The organism is Desulfonatronum zhilinae (assembly GCF_900182865.1).
Classification (GTDB): domain Bacteria; phylum Desulfobacterota; class Desulfovibrionia; order Desulfovibrionales; family Desulfonatronaceae; genus Desulfonatronum; species Desulfonatronum lacustre.
Genome location: NZ_FXUJ01000001.1, coordinates 316,230 through 333,681 on the forward strand (window position 1 = coordinate 316,230; position 17,452 = coordinate 333,681).

16 protein-coding genes are annotated in these 17,452 nt (G+C 55.5%); 11 read left to right on the forward strand and 5 right to left on the reverse strand.

Annotation, left to right across the window (positions count from 1 at the left end):
• Nucleotides 1–27 precede the first annotated feature (27 nt).
• Together betC and AC559A_RS01430 are read right to left on the reverse strand one after the other, a co-directional pair.
• On the reverse strand, nt 28–1,590 hold the full coding sequence (gene betC, locus AC559A_RS01425; protein ID WP_498815771.1) for a choline-sulfatase: 1,563 nt from the start codon (nt 1,588–1,590) through the stop codon (nt 28–30).
• Nucleotides 1,590–2,348 (reverse strand): IclR family transcriptional regulator, encoded by a 759-nt coding sequence (locus AC559A_RS01430; RefSeq protein ID WP_498815772.1) that lies wholly within the window; start codon nt 2,346–2,348, stop codon nt 1,590–1,592. The genes betC and AC559A_RS01430 overlap by 1 nt, the downstream gene beginning before the upstream one ends.
• A 449-nt stretch (nt 2,349–2,797) precedes the next feature.
• On the opposite strand from AC559A_RS01430, the gene AC559A_RS01435 reads away from it, so the two are divergent.
• The 7 genes from AC559A_RS01435 (at nt 2,798) to AC559A_RS01465 (ending at nt 9,460) form a co-directional block, all read left to right on the forward strand.
• Nucleotides 2,798–3,589 carry an alpha/beta fold hydrolase gene (locus AC559A_RS01435; protein WP_498815774.1) on the forward strand — a complete coding sequence of 264 codons (792 nt, stop codon included), beginning with the start codon at nt 2,798–2,800 and terminating at the stop codon, nt 3,587–3,589.
• A gap of 106 nt (nt 3,590–3,695) precedes the next feature.
• Nucleotides 3,696–4,289 (forward strand): NAD(P)H-dependent oxidoreductase, encoded by a 594-nt coding sequence (locus AC559A_RS01440; RefSeq protein WP_498815776.1) that lies wholly within the window; start codon nt 3,696–3,698, stop codon nt 4,287–4,289.
• Nucleotides 4,290–4,845: 556 nt separating this feature from the next.
• Nucleotides 4,846–6,366, forward strand: a complete 1,521-nt coding sequence (locus tag AC559A_RS01445; protein ID WP_498815778.1) for an anti-phage protein — start codon at nt 4,846–4,848, stop codon at nt 6,364–6,366.
• A gap of 270 nt (nt 6,367–6,636) precedes the next feature.
• Nucleotides 6,637–6,963, forward strand: a complete 327-nt coding sequence (locus AC559A_RS01450) for a hypothetical protein (protein WP_498815780.1) — start codon at nt 6,637–6,639, stop codon at nt 6,961–6,963.
• A 413-nt stretch (nt 6,964–7,376) separates the two neighbouring features.
• On the forward strand, nt 7,377–7,802 hold the full coding sequence (locus tag AC559A_RS01455) for an N-acetyltransferase (RefSeq protein WP_498815782.1): 426 nt from the start codon (nt 7,377–7,379) through the stop codon (nt 7,800–7,802).
• A 51-nt stretch (nt 7,803–7,853) separates the two neighbouring features.
• Nucleotides 7,854–8,189, forward strand: a complete 336-nt coding sequence (locus AC559A_RS01460; protein ID WP_498815784.1) for a cupin domain-containing protein — start codon at nt 7,854–7,856, stop codon at nt 8,187–8,189.
• Nucleotides 8,190–8,260: 71 nt separating this feature from the next.
• Nucleotides 8,261–9,460: a sensor histidine kinase gene (locus AC559A_RS01465; protein ID WP_498815786.1), complete on the forward strand. Its 1,200-nt coding sequence runs from the start codon at nt 8,261–8,263 to the stop codon at nt 9,458–9,460.
• Nucleotides 9,461–9,557: 97 nt separating this feature from the next.
• Here AC559A_RS01465 and AC559A_RS01470 read toward each other — a convergent pair whose 3' ends face one another.
• The gene (locus AC559A_RS01470) at nt 9,558–11,570 is read right to left on the reverse strand and encodes a FapA family protein (protein ID WP_498815788.1); all 2,013 of its coding nucleotides are present in this window, start codon (nt 11,568–11,570) and stop codon (nt 9,558–9,560) included.
• 372 nt (nt 11,571–11,942) lie between these two features.
• Here AC559A_RS01470 and AC559A_RS01475 point away from each other — a divergent pair, with 372 nt between their 5' ends.
• The 4 genes from AC559A_RS01475 (at nt 11,943) to moaC (ending at nt 15,519) form a co-directional block, all read left to right on the forward strand.
• A complete protein-coding gene (locus tag AC559A_RS01475; protein WP_498815790.1) occupies nt 11,943–13,565 on the forward strand; it encodes a fatty acid--CoA ligase in 1,623 nt (540 codons plus the stop codon).
• Nucleotides 13,566–13,685: 120 nt separating this feature from the next.
• On the forward strand, nt 13,686–13,907 hold the full coding sequence (rpoZ, locus tag AC559A_RS01480; protein WP_028573079.1) for a DNA-directed RNA polymerase subunit omega: 222 nt from the start codon (nt 13,686–13,688) through the stop codon (nt 13,905–13,907).
• A gap of 2 nt (nt 13,908–13,909) precedes the next feature.
• Nucleotides 13,910–15,016: a molecular chaperone DnaJ gene (gene dnaJ, locus AC559A_RS01485; protein WP_498815791.1), complete on the forward strand. Its 1,107-nt coding sequence runs from the start codon at nt 13,910–13,912 to the stop codon at nt 15,014–15,016.
• A gap of 5 nt (nt 15,017–15,021) precedes the next feature.
• Nucleotides 15,022–15,519, forward strand: a complete 498-nt coding sequence (gene moaC / locus AC559A_RS01490; protein ID WP_028573081.1) for a cyclic pyranopterin monophosphate synthase MoaC — start codon at nt 15,022–15,024, stop codon at nt 15,517–15,519.
• Between the two features lie 460 nt (nt 15,520–15,979).
• Here moaC and hisF read toward each other — a convergent pair whose 3' ends face one another.
• Both hisF and hisH read right to left on the reverse strand, forming a co-directional pair.
• A complete protein-coding gene (gene hisF, locus AC559A_RS01495) occupies nt 15,980–16,759 on the reverse strand; it encodes an imidazole glycerol phosphate synthase subunit HisF (protein WP_498815793.1) in 780 nt (259 codons plus the stop codon).
• The gene (gene hisH, locus AC559A_RS01500; RefSeq protein WP_498815795.1) at nt 16,749–17,390 is read right to left on the reverse strand and encodes an imidazole glycerol phosphate synthase subunit HisH; all 642 of its coding nucleotides are present in this window, start codon (nt 17,388–17,390) and stop codon (nt 16,749–16,751) included. Before hisH ends, hisF begins: the two co-directional genes overlap by 11 nt.
• Nucleotides 17,391–17,452: the final 62 nt, after the last annotated feature.

Below are 17,452 nucleotides of genomic sequence, written 5' to 3' on the forward strand. Positions count from 1 at the left end.
CGGGAACCGGGTTTGCGTGCGGGCTGTTCATGTTCGTGAAGCAATCCTGGCGCACCGTTCCACAACGTTGAGATCAAGGTGATTGCGCATGTATTGCTGAGATGCGTCCTGGGTGGGCTGAAAATCCCACGACGTATGTTTCCCGGTCATGTGCGCCTTGAAGACGAGTCTTCTTCGTTTCTGACTTTTCAGGATTCGGTCGTGCAGCGCATTCAGGTCCTGGTGTTGGGAGACGATGGTTTCGAACTCCAGACACGCGTCGTGGTATCCGCTTTTGGGGGCAAGATTCTCAAGTTCGTCGGGGTCCGTCTCAAGATCAAAGAGCAGCGCGGGATCAGCGGGACAGTGGATATATTTGTATCTGCCCTTCCTGACCATTATCATGGGCGCGATGGCGCCTTCGCCCAGATACTCCGATATGACCGGTCTTTCGAAATCGCTCGTTTCACCCCGGAGCAAGGGCATCAGGCTTTTGCCGTCCAGTCCGTCCGCCGGATTTTGCACATGAGGGTCGGCGGACAATTCCAGCAGGGTCGGCAGAAGATCCACCAGGGAAACCGGGGCGGCGATCCTCCGTGGTTGAAAAAAATCAGGGCCGGAGACGATGAGCGGGACCCTGGCCGACCATTCATGAAAGGACATCTTGTACCAGAGCCCCCGCTCGCCCAGCATGTCGCCGTGGTCAGCCGTAAATATGATCACGGTGTTATCCCGGAGCCCCGCATGGTCCAAGGCCTTCAGGATGCGTCCGATCTTGTCGTCGACGTAGCTGATCTGGCCATAGTAGGCGTGTCTGGCATTGCGGACATCTTGCCCGTCTATCTCCCCCGTGCCCATTTTGCAGGCCTGGCGCAGCCTCCGGCTGTGCGGGTCGCACCGGTCATACGCGATATGCCCGACCCGGGGCGGATCGATCTTTTCGTGTTCATAGCGGTCCCAGTGCTCCTTGGGGCAGGCATACGGATCGTGGGGGTCGGTAAAGGACACCGTCAGGCAGAATGGGCGATCATCCCCGCTTCCGCTCCCGTCCCTGGCTCTTTCCTTGGCCCTGGCCAGGTCGTAAATGTGTCGTTCAGCCAGAAAACCGACCTCGTCGTCGAAATCGATCTGGTTGGTCCGCTCACAGGGCCCGGCCTGATAGACGCTGTCCATGTTGTGATACCACCAGTCAAAGCGATGGTCCGGCCTTTCCCAGTCCGGAGCCCAGCCGTGGTCGGCCGGGTAGACGTCCGTGGTCAGGCGTTCCTCGAACCCGTGCAACTGGTCCGCGCCCACGAAATGCATCTTTCCGCACAAGGTGGTCCTGTATCCGTTTGCCCTGAGATAGTGGGCAAATGTCGGAATGTCCGCCGGAAATTCTGCTCCATTGTCATAGGCTCCGATTTTGGACGCATGTTGTCCGGAGAGCATGGAGAACCGCGAAGGAGCGCAGAGCGGGTTGTTGCAGTAGGCGTTGTCGAATATCACGCCGTCCTCGGCCAATGAATCGATGTGCGGCGCCTTGGTGACCGGATGTCCATAGCAGGGCAAGGCCGGAGCGGCCAGCTGGTCCGCCTGGATAATCAGGATGTTCGGTCTTTTTTCAGCCATTACAGGTCCTTTTCCGAATACTGATTGTTGAATGTCTGTTCCAGGCTTTGTCTTGCTTCTTCCATCCTGGAAACGATCCTGTCGCGGATGTCGCTCCTGTTGAGACGCGCCTCGAGCACCCCAAGTCCCAGAACCAGCACGGTTCGCTCCCGGTCCCGTATGGGAACGGCAAAACGCCGCATTCCCGGATAAAACAGACCGCCGTCATCCTGCATCCGCGTTTGCAGAGCTTCCCGGATCATGATCTTCACGTCGTCCAGGGAAATCTCTTCACCATGCGCCGCAAGCTCTTGCTGCAACAATCCTTCGTCCCGGAGTTGCGCGGGGTCATAGAAAAATACCGAGCCCACCACCGGCAGGCTCAGGGCCAGACTCTGCCCCGCGGGCCACATGGAAGGCGACTGGGGGGCCACGAAGCTTTCCAGACAGAATAAATTGCCTTGCGAGCAGGTGAACAGATTCACGGATGCCTGGAATTCTTCATGAAGCTCGCGCATACGTGCCCTGACGATCCGCATGGGATCGTTGTTTCTGGCCGCGGCCTTGCCCCAAAAATAGGTCCTGGTACCCAGGACGTATGTTTTTCCGGAGGTCTTTTGCAGGACCTCCATGCCCAGAAGCTCCTTCAGAATCGTGTTCACCGTGGTCGGACTGGGGTTGCCCAGGAATTTCCGCAGAGCCGAGAAGCCAAGCCCATCAGGATGTTTGGATATTTCGTCAATCACCCTGAGCGCCCGGAGAAGGGTTGTTTCACTCATATTTTGTACCTATATGCGTAGCTCATTATTGATATATGTATTAGCTAGCATCGCTGACCAGGGCTGTCAAACCCAGAACCGCGATCCTTCTCACCGTAATATCCCCTCGTCATTGTCCGAGGCTTGCTGCAAGTCGAGCGGCACGGCTCCTTTGTGGCCTGTAACACGCTTTTGCGGGACATGCTTGCAAACGCCTCCCGCTTGAATTACGGCCAAGCAAGTAAATGCCATACGCCGAAAGCATCAAGGCGTTCCTTCCCCGGCCCGCCATCCGGAAAACGTATTGATCAACCCAGATGCAAAGAAGTGGTCTTTTTGCGAAGTCAGGATAAGAGCACTGTTGGAGTAAAAGGAATGACCACCCAAAACGTTACGCAGAAGCATTGATGGGAGTATGCGTACGTATACTATCCGGATGCGCAAGCATCGCGCACCAGGAGAATGCCGAAATGAACAGTCACACCAAGTTTAGCCATACAACAGGACGCCTCGTCGTGAGTGGTGACGCCGAGATATACGTCGAGGAAATCGGGATATCTGATGGTCCCGTCTTGCTCATGCTGCATGGGGGGTTCGGAACCATTGAGGATTTCAACACTATTGCGCCAACCCTTTCTCGTCACTTCAGATTGATCGGGATCGACAGCCGGGGACACGGACGGTCAAGCTTGGGAAGCACCAAGCTTTCCTACAAGACCATGACGGATGATCTCAATGCGGTAATCAATGCGCTTGATCTTCGGGCATTCAGCATATTTGGATTCAGCGACGGCGGCGTCGTTGCGTATCGTTATGCGGCAGCGAGCGACCCGAAGCTCCAGAGATTAGTAACGGTGGGTGCAAGCTGGGAAATGAACGAGAAAGAACCCTGCTGGGAGATGATATCCGGGATGACTGGCGAGGCATGGAAAGAGATGTTTCCAGCAAGCTATGACACCTATATGCGCTTGAATCCCAAACCGGATTTCGATGTGTTCTCCAAGAGCGTTGTCGCCATGTGGACAGACCTGTCTGCGGATGGACATCCAGAAGGCACTATGCGAGATATTGCCGCAGACATGTTGGTGATTCGAGGGGATAATGACTTTCTTACCAATTTGGAAAGCATGGCACGATTAAAGGCCATGAATAACAAGGTGAACTTCATGAACGTACCTTTTGCCGAACATGTGGCGTTTGACGAGTCGCCAGAGATCGTTCTTCGTGCGATGGGCAAGTTCTTGGGTGTTGAATTGAAATAAACTGCCAACAAGACGCTGCACCGGACGGCAATTCCGCTGCGCTCCATTGCCGCCAGTGAGCTTTGCGTTAGCCAACGAGAAACCGTATCGCGTAGCCATTTTTACCATGAAGTGTCTTGTCGTAGTCGCGCACCCAATTGCCGACAGCTTGTGCCATTCCTTGGCTCGATCTGCTATCCAAGCGCTGACCGAGGCCGGACACGAAGTACAGGTCGAAAATCTCTACGAAACCGATTTCTCGCCTTCGCTTACAGTCAGCGAACGCCAGAGCTATTATGATCCTCCGTTTGATTCCTCAGCCACTCAATCGCAGATCGAGCGACTGCTTTCGGCTGAGGCCCTCGTTCTGGTGTTTCCTACTTGGTGGTTTGGCTTTCCCGCCATCCTGAAGGGGTGGTTCGACCGTGTCTGGGCTCCTGGCATCGCCTACGACCACTCCACCGATCTTGGCCCAATCAAGCCAAGACTGCACCACTTGAGAAGAGCGCTTGCCATTACATCGCTTGGCGCACCGTGGTGGGTGGACCGCCTAGTGTTGTGGCAGCCCGTAAAACGAGTGTTGAAAACGGCACTCCTTGGCACCTGTGCGCCCACATGCCGGTTCGAGATGTTGTCTCTTTACAAGGCAGAGCGCCTTTCTGCCAAAGACGTCGAGGTTTTCTGTTCGCGTATTCAACGAGGGCTTGCCAAGTGGTCGTAGTTCTATCCAATTGCTGGCCGGACCGCGTCCGATGGATCTGGTCAAGCTGAAAGGCAAGGCGCGGAAGCGGGCCAGTGATAAGCGGAAGTCGACGGATAAAGGGCCGTGGCAGTGAGGTGACGAGATGCCTTCGGCATCACCATTGACGAGAACACCGCGATGATGCTCTACGACATGCATTTGGACGAAGCGGCAAGGAAGATCATGGACATGAGGATTGAGCAACTCCAATAATGACCGTATCCCCCCATAATCTCCTTGCTCGTAGCCCCAACGGGGCGGCATACGATAGCCCAGGGCAACGCCCTGGGACAGAGTACAACAAGGTACCGCCCCTGAGGATGAACCCACGATTGCCGCATAATGCTAACTTCAGTCCAATGCATAAAGCTGACCTCAGAGCCCGATGAAATACCTGACGGGCAGTTTTCATTTTGAAATATTTGCCAATTTTTTGCTGAAATTTTCTTAGAACGGTATCTAGCAACCTAGATGGAAAGAGGTGGTCTTTTGCAAAGTCAGGATAATAACACATTAGCCTCAAAATGGAGATGCAATGGCGGTTTACGAAAGCTTAGGATTCAATCAGCACCCGTTCTCTAAAACGAATGCTGACGAAGAAGAGTCGCTACACGAGTACTTCGTTCCTCCACCGTATTTTGATGCGATCATCGGGGATGCTGTATCACCATCTTCCGGGATAGTGCTCGCCCCAAGAGGCGCAGGAAAAACAGCGCAAAGAAGAATGGTGGAAGCGGATGCCATCAGTTCTGGTTATCTTGCAGTCACGTACGATAGATTTGAATTTAGCTCTGGGGAGTCCCTATCGGATATTTCCCTTCAGTATCACTTACGAAACATCATTATTAGAATTCTTGTATCCTTTATTTCCTACTTGTCTGAAAACCCTGATGTTATTCGAAAGCTATCAAAGGAAGAAAAAAGGCAATTTGCTGTTTTTGTGCAAACATATTTAGGCCACCTTACCGGGGATGGCATTCAAGAATTACTCAACGAACTTAAAAGCCTTCCCGATAAATTCAAGGAGTTTTGGCATAAGAACGTCGGATTCATGGAGTCAGTTGTCAATTTCCTATTAAAAACATATGCCCTTGAGGCGATTGACCTCCCAGATGTTAGACAAGATGAAAAAAGGCTAACGGAAACCTATAAGTTTCAACTTGAAACACTATTCAAGTTTGTTCGGAAGATAGGGTTTAAATCAATCTATGTGCTCGTCGACAGACCTGATGAAACAGAAAAAACCGGCAACGACCCGGAAAAGACGTACACCCTTATTCAACCCTTGATTCGTGACCTTGAATTATTAGGGTTGCCTGGATACGGATTTAAGTTTTTCTTATGGGATCAGATCGAGCCGTTTTTTAGAAAAGATGCTCGTCCAGACAGAGTCCCTCAATACCAGTTGCAGTGGAATCGCAATCGACTGAAGGAAGCATTGTCGAAACGTCTATCTGCATTTAGTAACGGAACGATAGTAAATTTTTCTGAGCTAATGAAATCCGGGGAACAGGTCGACGATACAATCTGTCTTTTAGCTAACGGCTCACCTCGAAATATGATTCGCCTTTGCGAAAAAATTTTTGCTATTCAGGGTGATAAAGACTCAAACTCTACAAAGATCGACTATTCATCGCTTGATCTCGCTTCCGTTCAGTTTGGAGAAATACTTCTTACAGAGCGATATGGAGATGTATTTATTAAGGAAATACAGCGAGTAGGTCGAGAGTTGTTCACCACAAACTATGTCGCAAATGATGTTTTAAAAATTACAGGAAATGGCGCAAGAAACATAATCAATGGTTGGGCGAGTTGTGGTTTGGTAACACAAATTGGAACGGTGGTTGTTCCGCCAGCCAAGCGTCCTACACATCTATATTGTGTTATAGACCCTTCAGCGGTCAGAGTGATGCATAGATCAGTCCCTCTTGATAAATTTTTAGCAGATAGGTGGTTGCCTTGTGAGCATTGTGGAACAGATAACTTGGCAAACATTGAGTTGTACCCAGAAGGCAATACGGCAGTGTGCCGGAAATGTGGTCGTGAACTACTTTGATGGCTAACAAGGCCGCAAACTCGGACGCATTTTTTGTTCGGGCTCATTACAAATGTGCCGTTTACGGCTTGCGTTAAACCATTTTCCGAGGGAGAATTAAGTTGATCGAATGGCTCAATGAGAACTATCAAGCGGTATCCGCTATTTTATCGGGTGTGTCCGGCATACTCGTCGCTTTATTCACTGCCGGAGTTTGGATTCTGCAGAGACGGACATTCTCCGTTGCAAACGATGCAAATGTAAAAGTGCTATGCAAATATCGATACAACAATGAATACAGCTAGAGTTGAGGTCCTTTTTATTAATGCATATCAACCTCCTGTAGTAATTCATGAATGGCCCATCATCCTTCAGGATGGACATAATCAAGAAGACATGAGCCGTTCGAAAATTGTAAAATCAGTGCATATCAAGGCTCCTGGAAATATTCGGAGAATCGGGTGGACACTAAAGCGTGAATCTCCATTGGCGCTTGCAGTAGAACACCAAGTGACTAACTCAGGTATCTCGTCTAACGCGAAGGCTAAGATAAAAGTAGGTTATACAGGTGGCGCTAAAGAAACCGAATATGTCGAACATGAGATTAGAATGGTTTAACAAGTCGCTCAAGTTTGCTCCGTCCCTTTCGGGCTACGCAGGACGGCTTTTATGGACGGCCAAAACAGCTGTCTTTCACATCAAGGGTGGCGAAAAAACTGAGCTCAAATTACGACACGTCCGCCACGATAAGACGCGGGACAGTATTTTCGATCCCATTCGTTGCCTATGAGCGGGAAAAGCGCTCCAAGCTGAAAGCGGCTAAACCCAGGCTGGCCCTAGCCAAATTACTATCCGCTCTCAGCGGATGCACCCGGGGCTGACTACGTCCATCCGGTTGCCCTCGCCACAGAAGCCCCGTCGAGAACAACCGGATGGACCGGACTTCGGCCTATCCTTCCGCTAGCAAGCTTGCTGCACAGACGGAAGCCGGTCAGCTCCGGCCCGTGAGTGTTTATTAGACCAAAAATATCATGATACGCCCTTTTAAATCATCAGACATGGATGATGTCTTGAATATTTGGCTGGAAGCCTCAATCCGGGCACATCGTTTTGTTGGAATGGAATTTTGGGAATTACATGTTGATGATATGCGTGAAACATATATTCCAAATTCCGATACATATGTCTTTTCAGAGAGCGGAACCATTAAGGGCTTTTTTTCGCTCCAGGCAGATTCGTTAGCGGCGATGTTCGTTGCTCCTGATGCTCAGGGTAAAGGCATTGGGCAGGAGTTGATGAAGAAAGCAAAATCGCTGAGAATGAAATTGAGTCTGACCGTATATCGTGAGAATGAGCAAGGCGTCCGATTTTATAGGAAATGTGGATTCAAGGCCGTAACGGAAAGAGTTGACGAACACACTGGACATATTGAAATTTTGATGGAGTACAACGCATAACCGCATGGAGCTGGTCCATGAGTTTACTCATTTATAGAAGGAGATTGCGAATTGGAAAACATTTTCCCTCCTCCAATCCAAGCTTTGCCCGAAGCTGATTTACCGATCGACGGCATCAAGGCATATTTATCCCAAGCCGCTGATCACCAATTGATATTCATGCAGTTTGAAAAGGATGCAGATCTGCCGGAACATGCACATGCGGCGCAAGTTGGTTTTGTTTTGAGCGGTGTCATCGAATTGACCATCGACGGTGTAAAGCAGCAATTCGGTAAAGGCGATATCTACTCTATTCCTGCCGGCGTTTTGCATTCAGGAAAGATTCATGCTGGCTATTCAGATATAACCTTTTTCGCGGAAGCTGGTCGGTATAAAGCGAAAGAGTGAACTCTTTTCATACCCAGCCTGTTCAGCGGCCGGAAAATGTCGGACCACTTGCAGTGATATCCAAGGCAATCATGATGATCGAGAAGAAAATCATAAATGATGAGGAAACGTATTTCGCCGCCCCTGGGCGGGCGGGGGGCGATGAACTGCGGCTGGATATTGAGATCGTCAGCAACAACCCGGTGATGACCGGGTTGTTGACGAATATCGGCGGCCTGATTGCGATACTCAACAGCCACCGCCAGATCGTCTCCATCAACTCCGCTTTTCTCAAGCTGCTGGGCATCGATGATCCGGAGACGGCCCTTGGCCTGCGCCCCGGTGAGGCGCTGGACTGCCTGCATGCCGACGACGGTCCCGGCGGCTGCGGAACCGGCAGGTACTGCTCCTCCTGCGGCGCGGCGATCGCCATTGTCGCCTGTCTGGAGCAGGAAATCCCCATTGAGAGGAAGTGCGCCTTGGCGGCTCAAAAAGGGGGGGAGCCGGTCCAATTGCTGCTCCAGGTCCGGGCCAACCCGATCCGCATCAATTCCAAGGTGTACATTCTGCTCTTTCTTCAGGACGTCACGGTCCAGGAACAGCAGGCCGCGCTTACCAGGACGTTTTTTCACGACGTCAGCAACATGCTGACCATGCTCGTCCAGTCCGGGGAACTGCTGCGGATGAAAAGCCCGTCCCCGCTCAGCGAAATCATCCATCAATCATCGGTCCGACTGGCCGGGGAGATCGCCCTGCAAAAGGCGCTGTTCGAATCCGGGGCCTGCTCCTATGTCCCGAGGTGGGCGGAGTGCGATCTTGGGCGACTCTTTGCCGAGTTGCGCGGCTTCTTCCAGAGCCATGAGGCGGCTCGGGACAGGGTGCTGCGATTTCCCGAAACCCTGCCGCGGATTCTGCTCAGAACCGACGGCGCGGCGCTGTACCGGATATTGCTGAACATGATCGTCAATGCTCTGGAGGCGACCGAGGAAGGGGGCGAGGTGAGCGTGTCGCTGGGGCAGCAAGCCGAGGCCGTCGTGTTTTCCGTCTGGAACGCGGCGGTGATTCCTCCGGAAGTCGCCTTGCGCATCTTTCAGCGCAGTTTCAGCACGAAAAATCAATCCGGCAGGGGCATTGGAACGTATTCGATGAAACTGTTCGGGGAGACGGTTCTGGGGGGCAGGGTTTTCTTTACTTCCAGGGAAGGGGCGGGAACCAGCTTTTCATTCGCCCATCCCTTGAAGACGCAGGAACAGTCTGAAAAGGAATGCCGGTCATGCTTGCCACAAGTTTGAGAAGTCACCTCTTCCCCAGGCAACGGACCGGACTTTGTGAGCAGTCAGTGGGTATGATCGTCGTGACGAGGGCGCAAGTACGCATTCCACTCTGCTGCTATGCAAGAACAAGTCGATTCTGCTGAGAATCATAGGAGATGGTGGGGCCGGCCAGAGGGGTGGTGACCTTGTAGCTCGCCGTGAAGCAGAGGATGACGACATCCGGGTGGATAATATTCTGCGCCTTGACCCGCAGGTTCATATCTGTCCGGAAATTCTCCCGCTCCTCGCGGATTTGTTGTTCGATCTCAGAAAGCTCCTGTTCACAACGCACCCTGGCCTTGAGCACCTCGGCCACGATTTGGCGTTTGTGTGACGGAGCTCTTTCCAGGATGCTTTTGATGTCTCCGGAGCCCAGGGAAGTGTAGATTTTTTGCAGAGTCTCCTCCAGTTCCTTTTTGCGCTCCATGTTGACTTCCGTCACGCGGTTCGCCCCCAGATAAATCTGGGTCTCCACTCCCGCGGGCGAGCCGATTTCCTTGGCCAGGACTCCTTCTCCGCACCGGAGAATGCCGCCGATGATCTTGCCTCTTCCTCTGGTGGCGATGATGTTTCGTTTGGCGGTAACTTTGCAATTGTTGATCTCGTGGGCGATGTTCACGTCACCTTGGGCCAGGAGCACCGCGTTTTGGGCATACAGCGCGGATATGCCGCCCCCGGCCTCCACCTTCCCTCCCTGGTCCATGATAATGCCGCACCCCACCTGAACCTCGCCGCCGGCAATAATCACGGCGTTCTCGACCACATCCTTGACCACCACGTTGCCCGGCGCTTCCACGCAAAAGCCGGACAACACGGAACCGCGGATGTTGACCGAACCCCGTTCCAACTTGATGTTGCCCACTTCCAGGTTGACGTCGCTCTTGGTTTCGAAGACTTCCGTGACCTTGAGCGTGTTGCCCTGAAAAAAGACCATCCCCGAGGCCGTGGCGGAGTATTCGCTGCCTTCTTCGGAGCAGCGAACGTTTTCTCCGGCCAACAGGGTGAACGGGCGCCCCTGTTTGGCGGAGACGGGTTTTCCGAACACGTCGATACCCGGCTCTCCGGGTTGCGAGGAGATCAGTCGGCCCAGAATGTCGCCCTCGTTCACGGCACGAACGACGCCCCGTGCACGGAAGTCGATCCTGCCGTCGGCGGTTTCCAGACCCAGGGCGTCGGGGGTGGAAAGCATGGTCGGTTCGAAGCTTCCGTCAACGCCGTCTTTGGGGAGCTTGCCCCAACAGAGGATGACGTTTTCCACCGGCGCTCCACGCTCCTTGGCCTTGGCCGCGGCCCTGCTCACGGATTCTTCCTGAAGCGGGGCCTTGACCTGCATCCGTTGCAAAGCGTGCTGGAAAAGATGGGGCCCTGTCGGCTCGTCCTTGAAGGTGCGGTGGTAAATCGTGGCCTTGATGGCCATGTTCTTGTCAACAAAGGAAAGCAGCGATTGGACGCTGACCCTGTGGTCTTCGATGTTTGGCAACCCATACTGCTCGGCAATGACCATGGAAGCGTCCCGATCCAGGCTGCAACCGGCGTCCTGGGCAATTTCAATGTCCGGCCCTCTGGCGCTTGCGGGAGGAGAGACCTGTTCTCCGGTTACCAGGAGACCAGCTTCGCTGGGCTGCGCGGGGACGTATGCGGCAATGGCGTCCCCGGGGAAAGCCGGGAAATCCCAGTCCCCCAGGGGAGTGATGGATGCGTCCTTGGCCGGCCGGGCAAGAATCCCCTTGGCAATGACCGTCCCGGCAACTTCAGTTCCAATAAAGAGTTGTTCAACCACCCGCGCGGCAACATCCGGGTCCGGGGAAACGCGTACCCCGGCCTCGGTCAGTTTTTTCAGCAGACTTTCCAGGTTCAGGGGGCTCCCCTTGCCCTTTGCCGGGATGGAGCCGACGATGGTGGCCTTCATTTTATCCGGTGAGATTTCAACCTGAATATCAGCATCATGATCCAACAGCTCAGCCCTGAATCGACCGTCCTCGAGTACGGTAATTGCGACACTTTCCGGAGGGCAGTGGAAGTCGGCCACGGCCATGGCCGTCGCTTCCCCGCTGCTTGCCGCGGTCAGAGTCAGGACTGTTTGACGCATAAGAACTCTTTCGGAGTGAGTTTACCAGTCCGTTGAAAACTCCCAATTGCTTCGTCGCTGGAAAAAGTTCAAATCTCTCCGCATGAATAACTACTCTTCAATATTGAGCTTTTTTTTTGCTTCCAGCACTTGGGGTTTTTGGGCGGACTGTGGATAAGGGCTTTGTCAATACGCAGTTACATCCTGATATTATTGTGAATATCTTGTCATTCAGCATGAATGGCAACTGTGCGGGCAATTGATTGCAATGCTTAATCATTCTGATTAGTTCCATATTTCATCAATGTCATGAAAACGCAAGCATACCGAGCGCGTCATGGGTCAGTGTCAGCGCCCTGATAACAATCAACCCCAAAACCCCAAGGAAGAAGCATGCATCCATTACAGCAACTGCTGATCAAGAATCTCTTTCAGGCCCCCCTTCAGGATCACCCGGATCAGGAGATCGTCTACGGCGAAACCCTGCGTTTCAGCTACGCCCAGTTTCGCGAGCGGGTGGCCCGGTTGGCGGGGATGCTTTTGGCCCGGGGGGTGAAGGCCGGGGACACCGTGGCCGTCATGGACTACGACAGCCATCGCTACCTGGAGTGCTACTACGCCGTGCCGATGATCGGCGCGGTGCTGCACACCATCAACATCCGCCTTTCCCCGGAGCAGATGGTCTTCACCATCGGGCACGCCGAGGACGACGTCATTCTGGTCAACGCCGACTTCCTGCCCCTGCTGGAGCAGATCAAAGGGCGGCTGGACACCGTGCGCGAGTATATTCTGCTCACGGACACCGACGCATCCCCCCGGACATCCTTGCCCTTGTCCGGCGAGTACGAGGCCCTGTTGGCCGCCGCCGAACCGCTGGCCGACTTCCCGGATTTGGACGAAGACACCCGGGCCACCACCTTCTACACCACCGGCACCACGGGGCTGCCCAAGGGCGTCTTCTTCAGCCATCGACAACTGGTTCTGCACACTTTGGCCGGACTGACCGCCCTGAGTTCCAACGCCACCCAGGGCCGTTTCCACCGCGAAGACGTGTACATGCCCATCACGCCCATGTTCCACGTCCACGCCTGGGGCATCCCCTACATGGCGACCCTGCTCGGGGTGAAGCAGGTCTATCCGGGCAGGTATATTCCCGAGGTCCTGGCCCGGCTGATCAGCACGGAAAAGGTCACCTTCAGCCACTGCGTGCCGACCATCCTGCACATGCTGCTTTCCGATCCCAAGTGCGCGAGCTACGACCTGTCGGGCTGGAAGGTGGTCGTCGGCGGGGCGGCCTTGCCCAAGGCCGTGTGCAAGGCCGCCCTGGACCGGGGCGTGGACGTTTTCACGGGGTACGGCATGTCCGAATCCTGCCCCATCCTGACGCTGACCCACCTGTCCGACGCCGAGCTGCTCCAAGACCAGGAAAGCCAGATCGCCTTGCGCACCCGCACCGGACGCCCCCTGCCCCTGGTCCGGCTACGCCGCGTCGACGACGCCGACCGGGAAGCGCCCGACGACGATAAAACGCCCGGAGCCCTGCAAGTGCGGGCACCGTGGCTGACCCGTTCCTACCTCAAGGATGACCGCAATTCGGAAAAGCTGTGGACCGACGGTTGGATGAACACCGGGGATGTGGCCTGCCGCGACGCCTCGGGCAGCCTGCGCATCACGGATCGGACCAAAGACGTGATCAAGGTCGGCGGAGAATGGCTCAGCTCCCTGGAACTGGAGGACATCATCCTGCGTCACTCGGACGTGGCCGAAGCCGCGGTGATCGGCAAGCCGGACCTGCGCTGGGGAGAAACGCCCCTGGCCCTGGTGGTGCCCAAGCAGGGAGCCACGCCGCCGGAAAAAGGGATCGGCCATCACGTCAAGAGCTTCGTGGACAAGGGCGTGCTGCCCAAGGAGGCCGTGCTGGTCAAGGTCCGTTTGGTGGAGGCCATTGCCAAGACCAGCGTGGGCAAGACCAACAAGGTCGCCCTGCGGGAGATGTATCTGAAGGATGGGGAGTGAGACGCGGGCGCTGGTTGGTCGTGTTGCCGGACGTTGACGCCGGATTTATTTATTGGTAAAAAGTAAAGTTTTGCGAATTCAAAGACCGGCGTACACAGCTTACTACCGGGGGGAGGACGTATGGCCAGAATTACCGTGGAAGACTGCTTGCAGCAGGTGGACAATCGATTTCTCGTGGTGCAGATGGCCATCAAGCGGGTCCAGCAATACCGCAAGGGGTATCATCCGCTTGTGGAGAGCGACAACAAGGACATCGTCACCGCGTTGCGTGAAATTGCCGCGGGCAAGGTGCTGCCCGCCGAGGACATTAAGGAAGCCGGCATCGTCGGCCTGACGAAGTAATCATGGCCGGTCGCAAGGATTTTTACGACGTTCTCGGCGTGGCCCGTGACGCTTCGGAAGACGAAGTCAAGAAGGCCTATCGTCGTCTGGCCATGAAATACCATCCGGACCGCAACCCGGATGATCCGCAAGCCGAAGTCCGATTCAAGGAGGCCGCGGAAGCCTACGAAGTGCTGCGCGATCCGCAGAAGCGCGCCCACTATGACCGCTTCGGCCACGAAGGTCTGAACAACTCCGGTTTCCAGGGCTTTCGGAGCAACGAGGATATTTTTTCCACGTTCAGCGATATTTTCGGCGAATTTTTCGGATTCGGCTCCCGAGGTCCACGCCCTCAGGCCGGCGCGGACTTGCGGTATAATTTAAGCTTGGCGTTTCGCGACGCGGCCAAGGGAACGGAGGTCGAACTCCAGATCCCGCGCAATGAAGTCTGCGGTGACTGCGAAGGCACCGGCGCGGCACCGGGCACCCGGGCCGAGACGTGCAAGCATTGCGGCGGTCAGGGGCAGATGATCCAGAATCAGGGTTTTTTCCGTCTGGCCGTGACTTGCCCGGTTTGTCAGGGCCAGGGCGAAATCATCACCTCTCCTTGCCGGGCCTGCCATGGACGGGGGATTGCCCGTAAAACCAGGGAACTGAAGGTCCGGATCCCCGCCGGGGTGGACAACGGCAGCCGCCTGCGGCTGCGCGGCGAGGGCGAACCGGGTCTGCACGGCGGACCGCCGGGCGATCTGTACGTGGTCGTCCATGTGGAGGAAGACAAGGTCTTCCGGCGTCAGGGGCAGAATCTGGTGGTCAAGAAGGAAATCAGCTTCGTGGACGCGGCCCTGGGAGCGCGCATCGAGGTGCCCACCCTGGATGAGCCGGTGCCCATGGATGTTTCCAAGGGCACCCAGAGCGGGCATATTTTTCAGATTTCAGGCATGGGCCTGCCCCACCTGGGCAGCACCCAGCGCGGGGATCTGCTGGTGGAGGTTCAGGTCAAGACCCCCACCAAGCTGACCGGCAAGCAGGAGGAACTGCTTCGGGAGTTCGCCCGCCTGGAGGAGGATCGCCCCATGAAGAAGGTCAAACGGTTTTTTAATAAGGCCAAAGACGCGGTCAAAGGATAACGGCGATGGACGACAAATTTTCGCATCTGACCGAAGACGGCGAACTGACCATGGTCGACGTGGGAACCAAGGAGCAGACCCAGCGCCTGGCCATGGCCAGGGGCGAGGTGGTGCTTTCCGCCAAGACCCTGGATCTGCTTATGGCCAAGGCCCTGCCCAAGGGCGACGTCCTGGCCACGGCCAAAATCGCCGGGATCATGGCGGCCAAGAAGACCGCGGAATTGATTCCCTTGTGCCACAGCCTGAATCTGTCCTACGTGGATTTGCGATTCGCCGTGGACGTCCAGCGGCAACGGATCGTGATCGACTCGGAAATCCGTTGCACGGACCGCACCGGGGCCGAGATGGAGGCCTTGATGGCCGTGCAGATGGCCGCCATGACCATTTACGACATGTGCAAGGCCGTACAGAAGGACATCGTCATCGGCCCCTGCCGCCTGATCCACAAGGCCGGAGGCCGGGGCGGGACCTATGACGCCATACCGGACGACGATCTCGACTAGCAGTCCGTTGAAAAACACCCAATTGTGGCGTCGCCGCAAAGAGCTCAAACCCTCGCGTATGACAAATACGCTTCGGTCTTGAGCTTTTTTTTTGCTCCGTGCACTTGGTTTTTTTGAACGGACTGCCGGATAAAGCTCTTTCAGCATGGCGAGCGGGTCGGTAAAAAATCTTCGCTGACCGCATGCCACAAAATAAAAGCTCAAACCCTGGCGCTTGATGAACAGCGCTTCGGGTTTGAGCTTTTTTGTTTTTGGCGGCTTTTTTGTAACGACTCAGCACAGAGTAATGCTGTTGCCGGGGTCGGCGTCGGTATCGGGATCGGAATCGAAAACGCTGGGAAGCGTTCAAATTCTTCCTGTTCCGATTCCGACTCCGATACCGACCCCGATTGTCGGAGCAAGAGCGGATACAAAATGTGCTGAGTAGATACGCTTTTTTTTAAACAGCCGGGGCGTGCTTTCACCAAACCTGGCGGACTTTGATCCCCTGGTATGCCAGGATGTCTTTGATGCCCCGGATCGTATATTCGCCGTAGTGCACGATGGATGCGATCAGGGCGGCGGAGGCCAGGCCCTGGGTCAAGGCGTCGGCCATGTGCTCGGGTTTGCCCGCTCCGCCGGAGGCGATCACCGGGATGGACACGGACTCGGCAATCAGCCGGGTCAGGGTCAGTTCATATCCTTCCTTGGTCCCATCGGCGTCGATGGAGTTGAGGCAGATTTCTCCCGCGCCCAGTTCCTGGACCCGCTTGGCCCAGGCCAGGGCGTCCATCCCCGTGGGCGTCCGCCCGCCGTGGATCACCACCTCGTAACCGGAAGGGATCTCCGGGGTGACGGCCACCTTGAGCACGTCCATGCCCACCACCACGCACTGCGAGCCAAAGGCCGTCGCGCCCTGGGAGATGATCTCCGGAGTGCGCACCGCCGCGGAATTGACGGAGATCTTCTCCGCGCCAGCCAGGAGCACGGCCCGCATGTCCGCGACGTTGCGGATGCCGCCGCCCACTGAAAAGGGAATGAACGTCTTGGAGGCCACTTCCTCCACCACCCGGAGCATGATGCCGCGGCCCTCGCTGGACGCCGTGATGTCGTAGAAAACCAGTTCGTCCGCCCCTTCGTCGGAGTAGAACTTGGCCATATCCACCGGGTCGCCGATATCCACGTTGCCCTTGAACTTTACGCCCTTGGTCAGCCGCCCGTCCCGAACGTCCAGGCAGGGAATGATTCGCTTACTGAGCATGGGCCGCCTCCTTGCAGTAGGCATGAAAGTTGGCGAGCAGGGTCAGGCCGGGCCGACCGCTCTTTTCCGGATGGAACTGGGTGGCCCAGAGTCCGGGCCGACCGAAAAGCGAGGCAAACTCTTGCCCGTAGAAGGTCGTGGCCAGGACCAACTCCGGCGACGGCACGGGGAAGTAGCTGTGCACGAAATAGAATTCCGCCTCGTCGGGGACATTGTGCAGCAGGACGCAGTCCTGTTTGCGACGCAGACCGTTCCAGCCCATGTGCGGGATGATCAGGTTCCGTCCGTCCTCGTCCTTCCAGGTCGGGTCGAACCGACGGCACTCCCCGGGCAGGATGGACAGGGTTTTGGTATCGTTTTCCTGGCTGTAGTCCAGCAGAATCTGACAGCCCACGCAGATGCCCAGAAGCGGCTTGCCCGTGCGGACCACTTCCTTGAGCACGGCGTCCAGCCCCTTGTCGCCGAGTTCGGTCATGGCCTGTCCAGCCGCGCCCACCCCGGGGAAAATCACCCCGTCCGCTTGCAGCAACGCGCCTGGTTCCGCGGTGATCGCGCAGGGGATGCCCAGGAAGTCCAGGGCCCTGCGGACGCTGGTCTGGTTCCCCGCCTCGTAATCCAAAATAGCCAACATGGCTTGCTCCTCTTCTTTCGTGACGACGTAAACAAAAGAGCCGCCGCGCGCCTCGCGGTCAG

What these genes read in the sequence shown, in the direction of transcription:
- AC559A_RS01440 (WP_498815776.1), top strand. Translation starts at nt 3,696, where the DNA reads ATGAAGTGTCTTGTCGTAGTCGCGCACCCAATTGCCGACAGCTTGTGC.
- AC559A_RS01465 (WP_498815786.1), top strand. Translation starts at nt 8,261, where the DNA reads ATGATGATCGAGAAGAAAATCATAAATGATGAGGAAACGTATTTCGCC.
- AC559A_RS01435 (WP_498815774.1), top strand. Translation starts at nt 2,798, where the DNA reads ATGAACAGTCACACCAAGTTTAGCCATACAACAGGACGCCTCGTCGTG.
- hisF (WP_498815793.1), bottom strand. Translation starts at nt 16,759, where the DNA reads ATGCTCAGTAAGCGAATCATTCCCTGCCTGGACGTTCGGGACGGGCGG.
- betC (WP_498815771.1), bottom strand. Translation starts at nt 1,590, where the DNA reads ATGGCTGAAAAAAGACCGAACATCCTGATTATCCAGGCGGACCAGCTG.
- rpoZ (WP_028573079.1), top strand. Translation starts at nt 13,686, where the DNA reads ATGGCCAGAATTACCGTGGAAGACTGCTTGCAGCAGGTGGACAATCGA.
- moaC (WP_028573081.1), top strand. Translation starts at nt 15,022, where the DNA reads ATGGACGACAAATTTTCGCATCTGACCGAAGACGGCGAACTGACCATG.
- AC559A_RS01470 (WP_498815788.1), bottom strand. Translation starts at nt 11,570, where the DNA reads ATGCGTCAAACAGTCCTGACTCTGACCGCGGCAAGCAGCGGGGAAGCG.
- hisH (WP_498815795.1), bottom strand. Translation starts at nt 17,390, where the DNA reads ATGTTGGCTATTTTGGATTACGAGGCGGGGAACCAGACCAGCGTCCGC.
- dnaJ (WP_498815791.1), top strand. Translation starts at nt 13,910, where the DNA reads ATGGCCGGTCGCAAGGATTTTTACGACGTTCTCGGCGTGGCCCGTGAC.
- AC559A_RS01475 (WP_498815790.1), top strand. Translation starts at nt 11,943, where the DNA reads ATGCATCCATTACAGCAACTGCTGATCAAGAATCTCTTTCAGGCCCCC.
- AC559A_RS01450 (WP_498815780.1), top strand. Translation starts at nt 6,637, where the DNA reads ATGAATACAGCTAGAGTTGAGGTCCTTTTTATTAATGCATATCAACCT.
- AC559A_RS01445 (WP_498815778.1), top strand. Translation starts at nt 4,846, where the DNA reads ATGGCGGTTTACGAAAGCTTAGGATTCAATCAGCACCCGTTCTCTAAA.
- AC559A_RS01455 (WP_498815782.1), top strand. Translation starts at nt 7,377, where the DNA reads ATGATACGCCCTTTTAAATCATCAGACATGGATGATGTCTTGAATATT.
- AC559A_RS01430 (WP_498815772.1), bottom strand. Translation starts at nt 2,348, where the DNA reads ATGAGTGAAACAACCCTTCTCCGGGCGCTCAGGGTGATTGACGAAATA.